We start from the raw sequence: 17554 nt of genomic DNA on the forward strand, positions 1-17554 counted from the left end.
GGGGCAAGCCCGCGCCTACATCCCCTGTAGGCGCGGGCTTGCCCCGCGAAGAGGCCAGTAAATCAAACCCAAAACCGCAATTTTTTTACTGTCCCCGCCCTGCTGTTTCGTCTTGTCACTAGACGCCCTCATTTTTCCAAGGACACCCCCATGACCGACCGCCCAGCCCTGCGCTCGCAACGCCTGAACCAGGTCACCCACGCCCCCCACAGCGAGCTCGATGCCCTGGTCAAATCCCACGCGCCGTTCGACAGCCGTGAAAGCTTCGCACGCTTCGTGGTCGCCCAATACCTGTTCCAGGCCGAACTCAAGGCCCTGTACAACGACCCGCAACTGATCGCCATCGTCCCGGACCTGGCCGAGCGTTGCCGCGCCGAACAGGCGCGCCTGGACCTGGCCGACCTGAACACCGAAGTTCCGGCCGCCGTGCCCGGTGCCGTGCAGAATCCGAGCCTGGCTGAAGCCATGGGCTGGATCTTCGTCTCCGAAGGCTCCAAACTGGGCGCTGCGTTTCTGATCAAGCGTGCCGTGGCCCTGGAACTGTCCGACAGCTTCGGCGCCCGTCACCTCGGCGAGCCGGCCGGTGGCCGTGCCGAAGGCTGGAAGCAGTTCACCCGCATCCTCGACGGCCTTGAGCTGTCGCCTGAGGAAGACGCCGCCGCCGAGCGCGCTGCGGTCGCCGCCTTCGAGCGTTTCACCGAACTGCTCAAGCATGCCTACGCCGCCGACGCCGCACTGGCCTGAGACGCACCAACCGGCCGCCCCTCCGGCGGCCGGACGTTTTTCGCAGTGAGACCATGACCCGACCCGCCCGCTCCAAACTGTCCCGCCTGCTGTACGGCATCCTGGCTTATGTCAGCTTGGGTATCGGCCTGGTCGCCATCGTCATTCCCGGCCTGCCGACCACCGAGTTCATTCTGCTGGCCGCCTGGGCGGCAACGCGCAGTTCGCCGCGCCTGTCGGCCTGGCTGGAAAATCACCGGTTGTTCGGGCCCATTTTGCACAACTGGCGCAACGGCAAGGTGATCCAGCGCCGCGCCAAAGTCAGCGCGACCCTCAGCATGCTGCTGTGCGCAGGCCTGATGCTGACCTTCCTCGACCACCACTGGCCGGTGTTCCTGGCCATCGCCGGCATGACCCTGGGCAACCTGTGGATCTGGTCGCGCCCGGAGCGCCTGTGCCCCGCCGCGTCACAGGCTCAGCAGCCCTGAATACAGCAGGTACGCCGCCAGCGCCGCACCGGCCAGCACCGCCACGAAAATCAGTTTTTCCCACGTGGTGAACAGCGCCTGCCCCTGCTCGTGCTTGGCGCGGGCGAACAGGATCACGCCCGGGGCATACAGCAACGCCGACAGCAGCAGGTACTTCAGCCCACCGGCGTACAGCAGCCACACCGCATACAGCAGCGCCAGCGCCGCCACCAGCAGGTCCTTGCGGCGCAGCCCGGCCTGCCCTTCATAGCGCTCGCCGCGCCACGCCAGCAGCAGCGCATAGGCCGCCGACCACAGGTAGGGCACCAGGATCATCGACGAGGCCAGGTAGATCAGGCTGGTATAGGTACCCGCTGAAACCAGGGTAATCAACAAGAAGCCCTGGATCATGCAGTTGGTCAGCCACAGGGCATTGGCCGGCACCTGGTTGGCATTTTCCTTGGCCAAAAAGCGCGGCATGGTCCGGTCGCGCGCCGTGGCATAGAGGATCTCGGCGCACAACAGCGCCCAGGACAACAACGCCCCCAGCAACGACACCGCCAGGCCGATGCTGATCAACAAGGCGCCCCAGGGCCCGACGATATGCTCCAGCACCGAGGCCAGGGACGGGTTCTGCAACCTGGCCAACTCCGGCTGGGTCATCACCCCCAGCGACAGCACGTTGACCAGCACCAGCAGCGCCAGCACCCCGAGAAAGCCGATCACCGTGGCCTTGCCCACATCGGCGCGGCGCTGGGCGCGCCCGGAATACACGCTGGCACCTTCGATGCCAATGAACACGAACACCGTGACCAGCATCATGTTGCGCACCTGATCCAGCACGTTGCCGAACTGCGGGTTGCTCAGGCCCCAGATGTCGCGGGTGAAGATATCGGCGCGAAAGGCAAAGGCGGCGATGACGATGAAGATCAGCAGCGGCACCACCTTGGCCACGGTGGTGACCTGGTTGATGAATGCCGCTTCCTTGATGCCGCGCAGCACCAGGAAATGCACCGACCACAGCAACACCGAGGCACAACCGATGGCTACCGGCGTATTGCCTTCACCGAACACTGGAAAGTAGAAGCCCAGGGTACTGAACAGCAGCACGAAGTAGCCGACGTTGCCCAGCCAGGCGCTGATCCAGTAGCCCCAGGCCGAGGAAAAGCCCATGTAGTCGCCAAAGCCCGCCTTGGCATAGGCGTACACCCCCGAGTCCAGCTCGGGCTTGCGGTTGGCCAGGGTCTGGAACACGAAGGCCAGCGCCAGCATGCCCACCGCGGTGATCGCCCAGCCAATCAGCACGGCACCGACATCGGCCCGTGCCGCCATGTTCTGCGGCAGGGAAAAGATCCCGCCGCCAATCATCGAACCGACCACCAGTGCGATCAATGCACCAAGGCGCAGCTTCTGTCCTGGCTCGCCCATGGGCCTCCCCACTCACTGTTATCAACCAATTGGCTCTATCAAGCAGCTGCCTACCTATGCAGTTACTTATACAGTTAAAACCTTAAACTTATAGCAGCCATAACCAGACTGTCTATCGGTGTCAACCTAGTAAAATTGTCAGTTGTCTGCGCAACCAGAAAGATTCTAATAACACATAAAAAGCGTATCGGAAATTTGCGAAAACGAGAAAACGGACTAGGTTCAGTGTTCGCAGGCTAAACAGAGTGTTCGCTCTATCGATCGACATGGAGGTGCCAGCGCACAAGGCCTGCAGCAACGCTGTCGGCACTCTCCAGGAGTCGCATGAAGGATTTTTCCTACTTCATGCCCCATGAACTGATCCATGTCAGCTCATGGTAACGGCGACGGATTTATTCTGTCGTCAACTTTCTCCTGGCAGGAGTTGTTAAATGTCTGATTCATCCGGAAAACTTAAACTAGGCGCACTGGTGGCACTGGTGGTCGGTTCGATGATCGGTGGCGGGATATTTTCGTTGCCGCAGAACATGGCTGCCAGCGCAGGTGTCGGCGCCGTTCTGATCGGCTGGGCGATCACCGCGGTGGGCATGCTCACCCTGGCCTTCGTGTTCCAGACCCTGGCCAACCGCAAGCCTGATCTGGACGGCGGTGTGTACGCCTACGCCAAGGCCGGCTTTGGTGACTACATGGGCTTTTCCTCGGCCTGGGGCTACTGGATCAGTGCCTGGCTGGGCAACGTCGGCTACTTCGTGCTGCTGTTCAGCACCTTGGGCTACTTCTTCCCGATCTTCGGTGAAGGCAACACCCCGGCGGCCATCATCGGCGCGTCGATTCTGCTGTGGGCGGTGCACTTTCTGGTGCTGCGCGGCATCAAGGAAGCAGCGTTCATCAACCTGGTCACCACCGTGGCCAAGGTGGTGCCGCTGGTGCTGTTTGCGCTGATCTGCCTGTTCGCCTTCAGGCTCGATGTGTTCACCGCCGACATCTGGGGCCAGGGCACACCGGAGCTGGGCAGCGTGATGAACCAGGTGCGCAACATGATGCTGGTCACCGTGTGGGTGTTCATCGGCATCGAGGGCGCGAGCATCTTCTCGTCACGGGCGGAAAAACGCTCCGACGTGGGCAAGGCCACCGTGATCGGCTTCATCACCGTGCTGCTGTTCCTGGTGCTGGTCAACGTGCTGTCGCTGGGGGTGATGACCCAACCGGAGCTGGCCAAGCTGCAGAACCCGTCGATGGCCGCCGTGCTGGAGCACGTGGTCGGCCACTGGGGGGCGGTGCTGATCAGCGTCGGCCTGATCATCTCGCTGCTTGGGGCGCTGCTGTCGTGGGTGCTGCTGTGCGCCGAGATCATGTTCGCCGCGGCCAAGGACCACACCATGCCGGAGTTCCTGCGCCGGGAAAACACCAACCAGGTGCCGGCCAACGCCCTGTGGCTGACCAACGCCATGGTGCAGATCTTCCTGGTGATCACGTTGTTCTCCAGCAGTACCTACCTGTCGCTGATCTACCTGGCCACCTCGATGATCCTGGTGCCATACCTGTGGTCGGCCGGCTACGGCTTCCTGCTGGCACTGCGCGGGGAAACCTACGAACAGGCCGCAGGCGAACGCAACAAGGACCTGCTCATCGGCGCCATCGCCCTGGTTTATGCCATCTGGCTGCTGTACGCCGGCGGCGTCAAATACCTGCTGCTCTCGGCCCTGCTCTACGCCCCTGGCGTGATCCTGTTCGCCAAGGCCAAGCGCGAGGTGGGCCAACCCATCTTCACCAGCGTGGAAAAACTGATCTTCGCCGCCGTGGTCATTGGCGCCCTGCTGGCGGCCTATGGCCTGTATGACGGCTTCCTGACCCTGTGACCCACGTATTTGCCTTAATGGAGGATTGAACCATGTCCACTGAGAAACAGAAGTACGGCGTGCACTCCGAAGCTGGCAAGCTGCGCAAGGTAATGGTTTGCGCCCCGGGCCTGGCGCACAAGCGCCTGACCCCAAGCAACTGCGACGAGTTGCTGTTCGACGACGTGATCTGGGTCGACCAGGCCAAGCGTGACCACTTCGATTTCGTCACCAAGATGCGCGAGCGCGGCGTGGACGTGCTGGAGATGCACAACCTGCTGACCGACATCGTGCAGAACAAGGAGGCCCTGGCCTGGATCCTTGACCGCAAGATCACCGACGACACCGTGGGCGTGGGCCTGAAGAACGAAGTGCGCAGCTGGCTCGAAGGCCTTGAGCCACGCCACCTGGCCGAGTTCCTGATTGGTGGTGTAGCCGGCCAGGACCTGCCGCAGAGCGAAGGCGCCGATGTGGTCAAGATGTACAACGACTACCTGGGCCATTCCAGTTTCATTCTGCCACCGCTGCCCAACACCCAGTTCACCCGCGACACCACCTGCTGGATCTACGGCGGCGTGACGCTGAACCCGATGTACTGGCCGGCGCGTCGCCAGGAAACCCTGCTGACCACCGCCATCTACAAGTTCCACAAGGAATTCACCAACGCCGACTTCCAAGTCTGGTACGGCGACCCAGACAAGGAACACGGCCAGTCCACCCTCGAAGGCGGTGACGTGATGCCCATTGGCAATGGCATCGTGTTGATCGGCATGGGCGAGCGCACCTCGCGCCAGGCCATCGGCCAGCTGGCACGCAACCTGTTCGCCAAGGGCGCAGTGAAGGAAGTGATCGTCGCCGGGCTGCCGAAGTCCCGCGCCGCCATGCACCTGGACACCGTGTTCAGCTTCTGCGACCGCGACCTGGTCACGGTCTTCCCGGAAGTGGTGAAAGAGATCGTGCCGTTCATCATCCGCCCCGACGAAAGCAAGCCGTACGGCATGGACGTGCGCCGCATCAACAAATCGTTCATCGAGGTGGTCGGCGAGCAGCTGGGGGTCACGCTGCGCGTGGTCGAAACCGGCGGCAACAGCTTCGCCGCCGAGCGCGAGCAGTGGGATGACGGCAACAACGTGGTGGCCATCGAGCCCGGCGTGGTCATCGGCTACGACCGCAACACCTACACCAACACCCTGCTGCGCAAGGCCGGCATCGAGGTCATCACCATCAGCGCCGGCGAGCTGGGCCGCGGCCGCGGCGGCGGCCACTGCATGACCTGCCCGATCGTACGCGACCCAATCGACTACTAACGCCCATTGCACACCCGGCCGCACCCACGAAGTGGCGGCCGGGACGTTCACCACACTCAAGGAGACTCTGTCATGGCGTTCAACATCCACAACCGCAACCTGCTCAGCCTCGAACACCACAGCACCCGCGAGCTGAAGTACCTGCTGGACCTGTCCCGCGACCTCAAGCGCGCCAAGTACACCGGCACCGAGCAGCAACACCTGAAGGGCAACAACATCGCCCTGATCTTCGAGAAAACCTCCACCCGCACCCGCTGCGCCTTCGAGGTGGCCGCCTACGACCAGGGCGCCAACGTCACCTACATCGACCCCAATTCCTCGCAGATCGGCCACAAGGAAAGCATGAAGGACACCGCCCGCGTGCTTGGGCGCATGTACGATGCCATCGAGTACCGCGGCTTCAAGCAGGAGATCGTCGAGGAGCTGGCCAAGTTCGCCGGCGTGCCGGTGTTCAACGGCCTGACCGATGAATACCACCCCACGCAGATGATCGCCGACGTGCTGACCATGCGCGAGCACAGCGACAAGCCCCTCCACGACATCAGCTATGCCTACCTGGGCGACGCCCGCAACAACATGGGCAACTCGCTGCTGTTGATCGGCGCCAAGCTGGGCATGGACGTGCGCATCGCCGCACCGAAGGACCTGTGGCCCCATGACGACCTGGTAGCGCGCTGCAAGCAGTACGCCGAAGAAAGCGGCGCACGCATCACCCTGACCGAAGACGCCAAGGCGGCGGTCAAGGGCGTGGACTTCATCCACACCGATGTGTGGGTGTCGATGGGCGAGCCGATCGAAGCCTGGGGCGAGCGCATCAAGCTGCTCAAGCCTTACCAGGTGAACAAGGAGCTGATGAAGGCCAGCGGCAACCCACGGACCAAGTTCATGCACTGCCTGCCGGCGTTCCATAACTCCGAAACCAAGGTTGGCAAGCAGATCGCCGAGCAGTACCCGGACCTGGCCAACGGCATCGAAGTGACCGATGACGTGTTCGAGTCGCCGGCCTGCATCGCCTTCGAGCAGGCGGAAAACCGCATGCACACCATCAAGGCGATCCTGGTTTCGACCCTGGCTGACTTGTAATCCGCCACCGCTCGCAAGTGGCTTGCAGGGTAACTGTGGCAGCGGGCCTGCCCGCTCCCACAGGTAACCCACCGGCCCTTGTGTAATGACGGTTCATTGTCTATTCGTTCAAAGGACATTCCCCATGCGTATCGTTGTTGCATTGGGCGGCAACGCCCTGCTGCGCCGCGGCGAGCCCATGACCGCTGACAACCAGCGCGCCAATATCCGCACCGCCACCGAACAGATCGCCAAGATTCACCCCGGCAACGAGCTGGTCATCGCCCACGGCAACGGCCCGCAGGTTGGCCTGCTGTCGCTTCAAGGCATGGCCTACAAGCCCGACGAGGCCTACCCGCTGGACGTGCTGGGTGCCGAAACCGAAGGCATGATCGGCTACATGATCGAACAGGAGCTGGGCAACCTGCTCGCCTTCGAAGTGCCCTTCGCCACCCTGCTGACCCAGGTCGAAGTGGACGCCAACGACCCGGCCTTCAAAGACCCGACCAAGTTCATCGGCCCGGTCTATGCCAAGGACGAGGCCGAGCGCCTGGCCAAGGAAAAAGGTTGGGTGGTCAAGCCCGATGGCGACAAGTACCGCCGCGTGGTGGCAAGCCCCAAACCCAAGCGCATCTTTGAAATCCGCCCGATCAAGTGGCTGCTGGAAAAGAGCAGCATCGTGATTTGCGCCGGTGGCGGCGGCATCCCCACCATGTACGATGAAAACCGCAAGCTCAAGGGCATCGAGGCGGTGATCGACAAGGACCTGTGCTCGGCATTGCTGGCCGAACAACTGGATGCCGACCTGTTGATCATCGCCACCGACGTGGATGCCGCCTACATCGACTGGGGCAAGCCGACGCAGAAAGCCATTGCCCAGGCCCACCCCGACGAGCTTGAACGCCTGGGCTTTGCCGCCGGCTCCATGGGGCCAAAGGTGCAGGCTGCCTGCGACTTCGCCCGGCACACCGGCAAGGTGGCGGTAGTCAGCTCGCTGGAAAACATCGAAGATATCGTCAAGGGCACCGCCGGCACCCGCGTCAGTACCGCCAAGCCCGGTATCAGCTACCGTTGAATGCAGTCGGCGGGCCGTGAAGGCTCGCCATGTTCACCTTCTGCAGGAGTCTGCTATGGCCAAGTACGCGCCAGGTCATGTCCATATCGAGCGCACCGCGCTGAACAACAATGACCACAGTTACGACCTGAACATCGACTACGAAGCGGTCACCGACCCCAAGGAAGGCAGAGGCATCCAGTTCCGCATGCACGGCAGCATCGAGGGCAAGCCCGTCGATGAACCGTTCTTCCTGGCCAAGGACCAGGTGCTGCCGAGCTTTCTGATGGTGCTCAGCCGCAAGGCGCAGCAGCACCTTGCCCCGCCCAAGAAATTCGAAACCCTGGCGTCGCCGCACAAACTCTACGACGCCATGTTCGAAGACATCCGCCAGAAACTGGATGTGAAATCCGGCGACCCGATCAAGTCTGAACACCTGGAGTGATCCCTTTCGCGGCACAAGGCCGCTCCTACAGGCAACCGCGCCCCCTGTAGGAGCGGCCTTGTGCCGCGAAAGGGCCGCAGAGCGGCCCCGGCGATGTTGAGGCATACTACTGCCCTCCCCGGCCACGACCCCCGCCTCCCCCATGCGCATCCACGTCAGCTTCATCGACCGCGTCGGCATCACCCAGGAAGTCCTCGCCCTGCTCGGTGCCCGCAACCTCAACCTGGACGCCGTGGAGATGGTCCCGCCCAACGTCTACATCGACGCCCCGACCCTGAGCCCTGCCGTGCTCGAAGAACTGCACGATGCCTTGTTCGAGGTACACGGCGTGCAATCGGTGGACGTGGTCGACATCCTCCCCGGCCAGCGCCGCCACCTGCAGCTCGACGCGCTGCTGGCGGCCATGAGCGACCCGGTGCTGGCGGTGGACAGCGCAGGCAAGGTGCTGCTGGCCAACCCCGCGCTGATTGCCCTGTGCGGCCGGGAGTCGGCCGGGCGTACGGTGGGTGAACTGTTCAACGACCCCGGCCTGCTGCAGGCGCTGCTGGACAACAATTTTCACCTGCCCATGCGCGAGATGCAGCTCAACGGCCAGAGCCTGTTGCTGGACGCATCGCCGATCACCCACGCTGGCGGCCTGCTGACCCTGTACCCGCCCAACCGCATGGGCGAGCGCCTGTCGGCCCTGCACCACGACCACGCCGAAGGCTTCGACGCCCTGCTGGGCGAGTCGCCGGCCATTCGCACCCTCAAGGCCCGCGCCCTGCGTGTCGCGGCCCTGGATGCACCGCTGCTGGTACACGGCGAAACCGGCACCGGCAAGGAGTTGGTGGCCCGCGCCTGCCACGCCATCAGCAGCCGCCAGGCCGCGCCCTTCCTGGCCCTGAACTGCGCGGCACTGCCCGAAAGCCTGGCCGAGAGCGAGCTGTTCGGCTACGCCCCCGGCGCCTTCACCGGTGCCCAGCGTGGCGGCAAGCCGGGGCTGATGGAACTGGCCAACCAGGGCACGGTGTTCCTCGACGAAATTGGCGAAATGTCACCCTACCTGCAGGCCAAGCTGTTGCGTTTTCTCAGCGACGGGAGCTTTCGCCGGGTAGGCGGCGACCGCGAGGTCAAGGTGGACGTGCGCATCATCAGCGCCACCCACCGCGACCTTGAGCGCATGGTGGCCGAAGGTACTTTCCGCGAAGACCTGTTCTACCGTTTGAATGTGCTGAACCTGCAAGTACCGCCCCTGCGCGACCGCGGCCAGGACATCCTGATGCTCGCCCATTACTTCATGCAGCAGGCCTGCACGCAGATCCAGCGCCCAGCGTGCCGGCTGACACCCGCCACCCACTCGGCGCTGCTGGCCAACCCCTGGCCAGGCAATGTGCGCCAGTTGCAGAACGTGATTTTCCGCGCAGCGGCCATCTGCGAAAGCAACCTGGTGGATATCGGTGACCTGGATATCGCCGGCACCTCGGTGGCCCGAGGCCAGGATGGCGAAGTGGCAAGCCTGGAACAGGCGGTGGGCGACTTCGAGCGCGAACTGCTGCAACGCCTGTACGCCAGCTACCCGTCCACCCGGCAGTTGGCCGGGCGCCTGCAGACCTCGCATACGGCCATTGCGCAACGTTTGCGCAAATACGGTATTCCGGGCAAAGGCTAATCCTTATCGCGGAAAGCTTTCAGAAAAGCCCTACGGGCCTGGCCAATACTTCATCGAACACTGCTGCGAAAATGGCGTTCATCCCTGTTTGCTGGAAAGAACGCCTCTCATGCTGGAACTCGATTTCTACGGCACGCTGGTAGCCGCTTCTCTCGTCCTGTTGCTTGGGCATGGCCTGGTAAAGCGCGTGGCCATCCTGCGCACCTACAACATTCCCGAGCCGGTGGCTGGCGGCCTGGTGGTCGCCTTGCTGTTGCTTGGTTTACGTAGCTTTGACCTGAAGGTGCAGTTCGACACCTCGCTGCAGGCGCCGTTGATGCTGGCCTTCTTCGCCACCATCGGCCTGAATGCCGACTTCGCCAGCTTGAAGAAGGGTGGCCGGGTGGTGGGCATTTTCCTGCTCGCGGTCACCGGGCTGCTGCTGGTGCAGAATGCCATGGGCATCGGCCTGGCCACGGCGCTGGGCCTGGACCCGCTGATGGGCCTGCTGACCGGCTCGATCACCCTGTCCGGCGGCCACGGCACCGGGGCGGCCTGGAGCACCACTTTCAGCGAGAAATACGGCCTGGCCTCGGCCTCGGAGCTGGCCCTGGCGTCGGCCACCTTTGGCCTGGTGCTGGGTGGCCTGATCGGCGGCCCGGTCGCCCGCCTGCTGATCAAGCGGGTCCAACTGCCCGGCGGCGAGCAGGCAGCGCCACACATGCCCAAGGGCTTTGAAGAGCCTGGTAAAGAGCGCCTGATCACGCCCTTGTCGTTTATTGAAACCCTGGCGTTGATTGCTGTCAGCCTGCTGGGCGGCACGCTGCTCAATGGCCAGCTGCAGGGCACGGCGTTCGAACTGCCGACCTTCGTTTGCGTGCTGTTCGTTGGTGTGCTGCTGCGCAACGGGCTGTCCGCCCTGGGCCTTTACCAGGTGTTCGAGCGGGAAGTGTCGGTGCTGGGCAATGTGAGCTTGTCGTTGTTCCTGGCCATTGCGCTGATGTCGCTGAAACTGTGGGACCTGGCAGCACTGGCCCTGCCCTTCCTGGTCATCCTGGCGGCACAAACCCTGCTGATGGCGCTGTTCGCCATCTTCGTCACCTTCCGGGTCATGGGCCGCAACTACGATGCTGCGGTATTGGCAGCCGGCCATTGCGGATTCGGCCTGGGCGCTACGCCCACTGCCATCGCCAACATGCAGGCCGTGACCCACCGTTTCGGGCCTTCGCAGCTGGCGTTTCTGGTGGTGCCGATGGTGGGGGCGTTCTTTATCGACATCATCAACGTGATCGTAATCAAGCTGTACCTGGCGCTGCCGTTCGTTGCCGCAGGCTGAACATTACCGTCGAATTCGAGCGCCTACCTCAGCCCAACACCGCCCCGGTAGGAGCGAGCGCAGCTCGCGATGGGGCGCGCAGCGGCCCCACGTTTTCAGCTCCGCGGCTCGCAATGCCGGGGCTGCTTTGCAGCCCATCGCGAGCTTTGCTCGCTCCTACCAGGCACCCGCCCCGGCCTCGATGGACCGGGGAGTTGCGAAGGGTGGTCAGGACTCCTTGAACCCTGGTAAGCCTTGCTCGGCTCGCCATTTCTTCACTGCCTCTACCACGCTTTGAGGGGAGTCCTTAATTCCTACCTTGCTCGGATAGAAAATCAGATCAGAACCCAGTGGGTGCTCACATAACCGCTCGAACTTAATAATCCCATCCGTATGCTTCCGATCCGTCGGATAAAGAACTGGATCACCATGATAAATGCCGTGTACAAGCTCAAGAAACTCGTGCTCTGTGTAATCCGAGATTCTATCTTTCATCGCTTTCACATCTCCTTTTGATCCGCCACGTGAAATATTGCAGCGCGCTTGCGGGCAATAGCCCCTGTAGGAGCGGGCTTGCCCCGCGAACACCGGCGCAGCCGGTGCCATTCACCGCATTACCTGCTTCGCGGGTCAAGCCCGCTCCTACAGAGTTCCCCGCTAAATCAGAAAGTTACGATTTCTTTCATAGAAGCGAGCAAAGTTTGCGATGCTTCCGGGTCATGGAACGCAACTACGATGCCGCAGTATTGGCGGCAGGCCACTGCGGGTTCGGCCTGGGCGCAGCCCCACTGCCATCACCAACACGCAGGCCGTGACCCACCGTTTCGGCCCCTCGCAGCTGGCGTTTCTGGTGGGGCCGATGGTGGGGGTTCTTTATCGACGAAGTCGAGCGCCTACCTCAGCCCGACACCGCCCCGGTAGGAGCGAGCGCAGCTCGCGATGGGGCGCGCAGCGGCCCCAGGGTTTCAGCTTTGCGACCCATCATGCCGGGGCTGCGTTGCAGCCAATCGCGAGCAGTGAACACAGACTCCCCAGCCTGGAACGGCCGGGGAGTTTTATAGGTAAGTCAATAATCCTTAAAACCCGGTAAGCCTTGTTCGGCTCGCCATCTTTTAACCTCCTTTACTACATCCGCAGGAGAATCTTTAATTCCCACTTTTCTAGGCCGAAAAATCACATCAGAGCCAGAAGGATGTCCCGAGAGCCTCTTGAACTCCAGTATCCCCTTCGTATGCGCCCGATCCGTCGGATAAACTCTAGGATCAGCGTGAAATATCGCATAAACAAAATCAAAAAATTCTCTTTCAGTGTAATCAGATATCAGCCTTCGCATAAAAATTACCTTCTATGGAAAATTCGTAAGTCTCTGATTTAACCGTATCCTGTAGGAGCGGGCTTGCCCGCGAACACCGGCAAAGCCGGTGCCATCCACCGCGCCGCCTGCTGGGTCACCACTTACGGAAAACCACACCGGTCAACCTGCCCACCTGTCGTCCTAGAAGGAGCAAAGCTCACGATACGCCGCTCGCGACGCTCAATCCCCAGCATTACAAATGCCAAGATTTTTGTTCATCCCAAAAAATTAATTCGCTGACACCAAAAATTCCCCAGCCTGTTTGGGCCGGGGAATTCCGGAGGGTGATCAGGACTCCTTGAATCCCGGTAGGCCTTGCTCAGCTCGCCATCTTTTGACCTCATTTACAATATCAGTCGGGGTATCCTTAATTCCGACTTTACTAGGTCTAAAAATTAGATTGGATTTCGCTGGATGCTCTGCTAGACGTTCAAACTCCAGTATTCCTTGCGTGTGAGCCCGGTCGGTCGGATAAAGCCTAGGGTCACCCTGATAAATCGCATCCACTATTTCAAAAAATTCTTCCTCTGTGTAATCAGATATTAGCCTTCGCATAAATTACCTTCTATGGAAAAATTCGTAAGTCTCTGACGTAGCCGTATCACTGTAGGAGCGAGCTTGCCCGCGAACACCGGCAGAGCCGGTGCCATCCACCGCTTATGGGAAACCACACCGGTCAACCTGCCTACCTGTCGTCCTGGAAGGAGCAGAGCTCACGATACGCCGAGAGCAGTGAACACAGACTCCCCAACCTGAAACGGCCGCGGCGTTTTATAGGCAAGTCAAGAATCCTTGAAGCCCGGAAGGCCCTGCTCGGCACGCCATCTCATTACTTCATTCAGCATGGCTCGCGGAGCATCTTCAATACCGAATTTTTTAGGTTTAGATATAAGATCAGACCCGACCGGATGACCAGTCAATCGTTCAAAATCGATAACTGCATCTATATGGGATCGCTCCGTCGGATACAAATACACATCCACTCGATAAATACCATTTAAAAAATCATAAAATTCTTTTTCTGTATAATCAGAAAACTGCCTCATAAACCAATCCCTCTATCCGTGCATATCAACATGAAACATCGTAGAATGTATAATTATATTACAACACCCTATACCGCCCCACCTTCGCTGACGTCCGGGAATAAGTCTACCCTCAGTTCTATTGGCATACAGACGATCCGGCACTATTGGGAAACTTCCCACGCAACAATGTATTCCGTACTACAAAGTTGCTCTTATTCCAGTCACATCTCGATCAGAACGGCAGGCCTGCCAGATGGCATGTTGCGACGCCAGTATCGATTTCGATACATCGTAACGAAAACAATACACACCCCCTTGTCGCCGTAATCCAAGGGTTTGATCCTCAAGTTCTTTCCCTCGCCTTCCTAACTGGAACGTATTCATTCCAGTCACAAAAGAGACCTCACTAAAAAACAACATAACTTATTGATTTATATGGGTTTATAATGATTGGCCGCATTATTGCTTAGCATTCCTCACCCCAAGAGCGCGGGCCCACCGCGCCCAACGTCCTGCTTCCCGAGGAATCCCCATGAGCGAGTTGCGTTTCACCGAAGATCACGAATGGCTGCGCGTCGAAGCCGACGGCAGCGTCACCGTAGGCATCACCGCCTATGCCCAGAACGCCCTTGGCGATGTGGTCTATGTGCAACTGCCGGAGCTGCAGCATTACGACAAGGGTGCCGAAGCCTCCACCGTCGAATCGGTGAAGGCCGCCAGCGGTGTGTACATGCCCCTGGGCGGTGAAGTGCTTGCCGTCAACGATGCGCTCAACGACAGCCCTGAGCTGGTCAACGAAGACCCGCTGGGCGAAGGCTGGTTCTTCCGCTTCAAGCCGGCCGACATGGCCGAAGTCGGTGCCCTGCTCGACCAAGACGCTTACGACCGCCTGATCAAAGCCAACGACGACGCCTGAGGAACCAGACCATGACCATCAACCTCGGCACCGCCAACGAATTCATCGCCCGCCACATCGGCCCACGTGCCGCCGACGAGCAGTCCATGCTCGCCAGCCTGGGCTTCGACTCGCTGGACGCCATGTCCGCCGCCGTTATCCCAGACAGCATCAAGGGCACCAGCGTGCTCGGTGACCACGACGGCCAGAGCGAAGCCGATGCACTGGCCGCGCTCAAGGCCATCGCCGGCAAGAACCAGCTGTTCAAGAGCTACATCGGCCAGGGCTACTACAACACCCACACCCCAGCGCCGATTCTGCGCAACCTGCTGGAAAACCCGGCCTGGTACACCGCCTACACCCCCTACCAGCCAGAGATTTCCCAGGGCCGCCTGGAAGCGCTGCTGAACTTCCAGACCCTGGTCAGCGACCTCACCGGCCTGCCGATCGCCAACGCCTCCCTGCTCGACGAAGCCACCGCCGCCGCCGAGGCCATGACCTTCTGCAAGCGCCTGTCGAAGAACAAGGCCAGCCACGCCTTCTTCGCCTCCGTGCACTGCCACCCGCAAACCCTCGACGTGCTGCGCACCCGAGCCGAACCGCTGGGCATCGAAATCGTCGTGGGTGACGAGCGCGAGCTCGATGATGTCAGCGCCTTCTTCGGCGCGCTGCTGCAATACCCGGCCAGCAATGGCGAAGTGTTCGACTACCGCGAGGTGGTGCAGCGCTTCCACGCGGCCAACGCCCTGGTGGCCGTTGCCGCCGACCTGCTGGCCCTGACCCTGCTCACCCCGCCGGGCGAATTCGACGCCGACGTGGCCATCGGCAGCGCCCAGCGCTTCGGCGTGCCCCTGGGCTTCGGCGGCCCCCATGCGGCCTACTTCGCCACCCGCGATGGGTTCAAGCGCGACATGCCGGGGCGCCTGGTTGGCGTGTCGATCGACCGCTTCGGCAAGACGGCCCTGCGCCTGGCCATGCAAACCCGCGAGCAGCACATCCGCCGCGAGAAGGCCACCAGCAACATCTGCACCGCCCAGGTGCTGCTGGCCAACATCGCCAGCATGTTCGCCGTGTACCACGGCCCGGCCGGCCTCAAGCGCATTGCCCAGCGCACCCACGCGCTGACCGCGATCCTCGCCGCCGGCCTGCAGCGCCTGGGCCTGGGCGTCGTGGGTGAAAGCGCCTTCGATACCCTGACCCTGGCCACCGGCAGCGCCACCGCCAGCCTGCATGACAAGGCCCGCGCCCAGGGCATCAACCTGCGCCAGATCGACGCAGGCCTGCTGGGCCTGTCGCTCGACGAAACCAGCACCCAGGCCGATGTCGAGGCGCTGTGGCAACTGCTCGGTGGCGACCAGGCCCAGCCTGACTTCGCCGCCCTGGCCGCCAGCACCGGCTCGCGCCTGCCGGCCGCGCTGCTGCGCCAGTCGGCCATCCTCGAACACCCGGTGTTCAACCGCTACCACAGCGAAACCGAGCTGATGCGCTACCTGCGCCGCCTGGCCGACAAGGACCTGGCGCTGGACCGCAGCATGATCCCACTGGGCTCGTGCACCATGAAGCTCAACGCCGCCAGCGAGATGATCCCGGTCACCTGGGCCGAGTTCGGCAACCTGCACCCATTCGCACCGGCCGCCCAGAGCCAGGGCTACCTGCAGATGACCAACGAGCTGGAAGCCATGCTGTGCGCCGCCACCGGCTACGACGCCGTGTCGCTGCAGCCCAACGCCGGCTCCCAGGGCGAATACGCAGGCCTGCTGGCGATTCGCGCCTACCACCGCAGCCGTGGCGAAGGCCACCGCGACATCTGCCTGATCCCGTCCTCGGCCCATGGCACCAACCCGGCCACCGCGCACATGGCTGGCATGCGCGTGGTGGTCACCGCCTGCGACGCCCGTGGCAACGTCGATGTCGAGGACTTGCGCGCCAAGGCCATCGAACACCGCGAGCGCCTGGCCGCGATCATGATTACCTACCCGTCCACCCATGGCGTGTTCGAGGAAGCCATCGGCGAAATCTGCGCGATCATCCACGACAACGGCGGCCAGGTGTACATCGATGGCGCCAACATGAACGCCATGGTCGGCCTGTGCGCCCCGGGCAAGTTCGGCGGTGATGTCTCGCACCTGAACCTGCACAAGACCTTCTGCATTCCCCACGGCGGCGGCGGCCCGGGTGTCGGCCCGATTGGCGTGAAGTCGCACCTGGCGCCGTTCTTGCCCGGCCACGCGCAGCTGGAGAACACCGAAGGCGCGGTGTGCGCCGCACCGTTCGGCAGCGCCAGCATCCTGCCGATCACCTGGATGTACATTCGCATGATGGGCGGCGCCGGCCTCAAGCGCGCCTCGCAGATGGCGATTCTCAACGCCAACTACATCGCCCGGCGCCTGGAAGAGCACTATCCTGTGCTGTATACCGGTGGCAATGGCCTGGTGGCGCACGAGTGCATCCTCGACCTGCGCCCGCTCAAGGACAGCAGCGGCATCAGTGTCGACGACGTGGCCAAGCGCCTGATCGACTTCGGCTTCCACGCCCCGACCATGTCCTTCCCAGTGGCCGGCACGCTGATGATCGAACCGACCGAAAGCGAGTCCAAGGAAGAACTGGACCGCTTCTGCGCCGCGATGATCCAGATCCGCGAGGAGATTCGCGCCGTGGAGAACGGCAGCCTGGACAAGGACGACAACCCGCTGAAAAACGCCCCGCACACCGCGGCCGAGCTGGTTGGCGAATGGGCCCATGGCTACAGCCGTGAGCAGGCGGTGTACCCGCTGGCGAGCCTGGTTGAAGGCAAGTACTGGCCGCCGGTCGGGCGGGTCGACAACGTGTTCGGCGACCGCAACCTGGTGTGTGCCTGCCCGTCGATCGAGAGCTATCAGGACGCCTGATAGCTTAACCGGCAAGGCTGCAGGCATGGTGTAGGAGCGGGCTTGCCCCGCGAAGAAGCCGGCGCGCTACATGGCACCGGCTTCGCCGGTGTTCGCGGGGCAAGCCCGCTCCTGCAAGGC

At 62.0% G+C, this 17554-nt stretch carries 16 protein-coding genes and 1 pseudogene; 12 read left to right on the top strand and 5 right to left on the bottom strand.

Annotated features, from left to right (window positions below; genetic code table 11):
* Positions 1-150 precede the first annotated feature (150 nt).
* A complete protein-coding gene (locus F3J45_RS08725) occupies positions 151-744 on the top strand; it encodes a biliverdin-producing heme oxygenase (protein WP_167060392.1) in 594 nt (197 codons plus the stop codon).
* A gap of 53 nt (positions 745-797) precedes the next feature.
* Positions 798-1211: a YbaN family protein gene (locus F3J45_RS08730; protein ID WP_167060394.1), complete on the top strand. Its 414-nt coding sequence runs from the start codon at positions 798-800 to the stop codon at positions 1209-1211.
* On the opposite strand, the gene arcD (F3J45_RS08735) is transcribed toward F3J45_RS08730, so the two are convergent.
* The gene (gene arcD / locus F3J45_RS08735) at positions 1191-2618 is read right to left on the bottom strand and encodes an arginine-ornithine antiporter (RefSeq protein ID WP_167060398.1); all 1428 of its coding nucleotides are present in this window, start codon (positions 2616-2618) and stop codon (positions 1191-1193) included. The two genes, F3J45_RS08730 and arcD (F3J45_RS08735), sit on opposite strands and share 21 nt — an antisense overlap.
* Positions 2619-3049: 431 nt before the next feature.
* Between arcD (F3J45_RS08735) and arcD (F3J45_RS08740) the strand changes: the two genes are divergently transcribed.
* The 7 genes from arcD (F3J45_RS08740) to gltS all read left to right on the top strand — a co-directional run bounded on the left by arcD (F3J45_RS08740) (position 3050) and on the right by gltS (position 11290).
* Entirely contained in the window at positions 3050-4477 is a 1428-nt protein-coding gene (gene arcD, locus F3J45_RS08740; protein ID WP_167060401.1) for an arginine-ornithine antiporter, read from the top strand.
* A 32-nt stretch (positions 4478-4509) separates the two neighbouring features.
* Positions 4510-5763: an arginine deiminase gene (gene arcA / locus F3J45_RS08745; RefSeq protein ID WP_167060404.1), complete on the top strand. Its 1254-nt coding sequence runs from the start codon at positions 4510-4512 to the stop codon at positions 5761-5763.
* Positions 5764-5835: 72 nt separating this feature from the next.
* Entirely contained in the window at positions 5836-6846 is a 1011-nt protein-coding gene (locus tag F3J45_RS08750) for an ornithine carbamoyltransferase (RefSeq protein ID WP_167060407.1), read from the top strand.
* A gap of 124 nt (positions 6847-6970) precedes the next feature.
* Positions 6971-7900 carry a carbamate kinase gene (gene arcC / locus F3J45_RS08755; RefSeq protein WP_167060410.1) on the top strand — a complete coding sequence of 310 codons (930 nt, stop codon included), beginning with the start codon at positions 6971-6973 and terminating at the stop codon, positions 7898-7900.
* A 55-nt stretch (positions 7901-7955) separates the two neighbouring features.
* Positions 7956-8324, top strand: coding sequence for a DUF5064 family protein (locus F3J45_RS08760; protein ID WP_167060413.1), 369 nt, complete (start codon positions 7956-7958; stop codon positions 8322-8324).
* Between the two features lie 142 nt (positions 8325-8466).
* Positions 8467-9975, top strand: a complete 1509-nt coding sequence (locus tag F3J45_RS08765; RefSeq protein WP_167060416.1) for a sigma-54-dependent transcriptional regulator — start codon at positions 8467-8469, stop codon at positions 9973-9975.
* A 109-nt stretch (positions 9976-10084) separates the two neighbouring features.
* A complete protein-coding gene (gene gltS / locus F3J45_RS08770; protein WP_167060419.1) occupies positions 10085-11290 on the top strand; it encodes a sodium/glutamate symporter in 1206 nt (401 codons plus the stop codon).
* A gap of 207 nt (positions 11291-11497) precedes the next feature.
* On the opposite strand, the gene F3J45_RS08775 is transcribed toward gltS, so the two are convergent.
* Positions 11498-11764: a bacteriocin immunity protein gene (locus tag F3J45_RS08775; protein WP_167060750.1), complete on the bottom strand. Its 267-nt coding sequence runs from the start codon at positions 11762-11764 to the stop codon at positions 11498-11500.
* A 215-nt stretch (positions 11765-11979) separates the two neighbouring features.
* On the opposite strand from F3J45_RS08775, the pseudogene F3J45_RS30030 reads away from it, so the two are divergent.
* Positions 11980-12146, top strand: a pseudogene (locus F3J45_RS30030) (sodium/glutamate symporter); the annotation flags it as partial.
* A 189-nt stretch (positions 12147-12335) separates the two neighbouring features.
* Here F3J45_RS30030 and F3J45_RS08785 read toward each other — a convergent pair.
* From F3J45_RS08785 to F3J45_RS08795, 3 genes are all read right to left on the bottom strand, one after another.
* Complete coding sequence (locus F3J45_RS08785) at positions 12336-12602, bottom strand: bacteriocin immunity protein (RefSeq protein WP_167060422.1); 267 nt, start codon at positions 12600-12602, stop codon at positions 12336-12338.
* 309 nt (positions 12603-12911) lie between these two features.
* The gene (locus F3J45_RS30485; RefSeq protein ID WP_167060425.1) at positions 12912-13178 is read right to left on the bottom strand and encodes a bacteriocin immunity protein; all 267 of its coding nucleotides are present in this window, start codon (positions 13176-13178) and stop codon (positions 12912-12914) included.
* Positions 13179-13405: 227 nt separating this feature from the next.
* Complete coding sequence (locus tag F3J45_RS08795; RefSeq protein WP_167060428.1) at positions 13406-13669, bottom strand: bacteriocin immunity protein; 264 nt, start codon at positions 13667-13669, stop codon at positions 13406-13408.
* Between the two features lie 514 nt (positions 13670-14183).
* Between F3J45_RS08795 and gcvH the strand changes: the two genes are divergently transcribed.
* Together gcvH and gcvP are read left to right on the top strand one after the other, a co-directional pair.
* Positions 14184-14567 carry a glycine cleavage system protein GcvH gene (gcvH, locus tag F3J45_RS08800; protein WP_167060431.1) on the top strand — a complete coding sequence of 128 codons (384 nt, stop codon included), beginning with the start codon at positions 14184-14186 and terminating at the stop codon, positions 14565-14567.
* 11 nt (positions 14568-14578) lie between these two features.
* On the top strand, positions 14579-17434 hold the full coding sequence (gene gcvP / locus F3J45_RS08805) for an aminomethyl-transferring glycine dehydrogenase (protein WP_167060434.1): 2856 nt from the start codon (positions 14579-14581) through the stop codon (positions 17432-17434).
* Positions 17435-17554: the final 120 nt, after the last annotated feature.

The organism is Pantoea sp. Ap-967 (genome assembly GCF_011752565.1).
Classification (GTDB): Bacteria; Pseudomonadota; Gammaproteobacteria; order Pseudomonadales; family Pseudomonadaceae; genus Aquipseudomonas.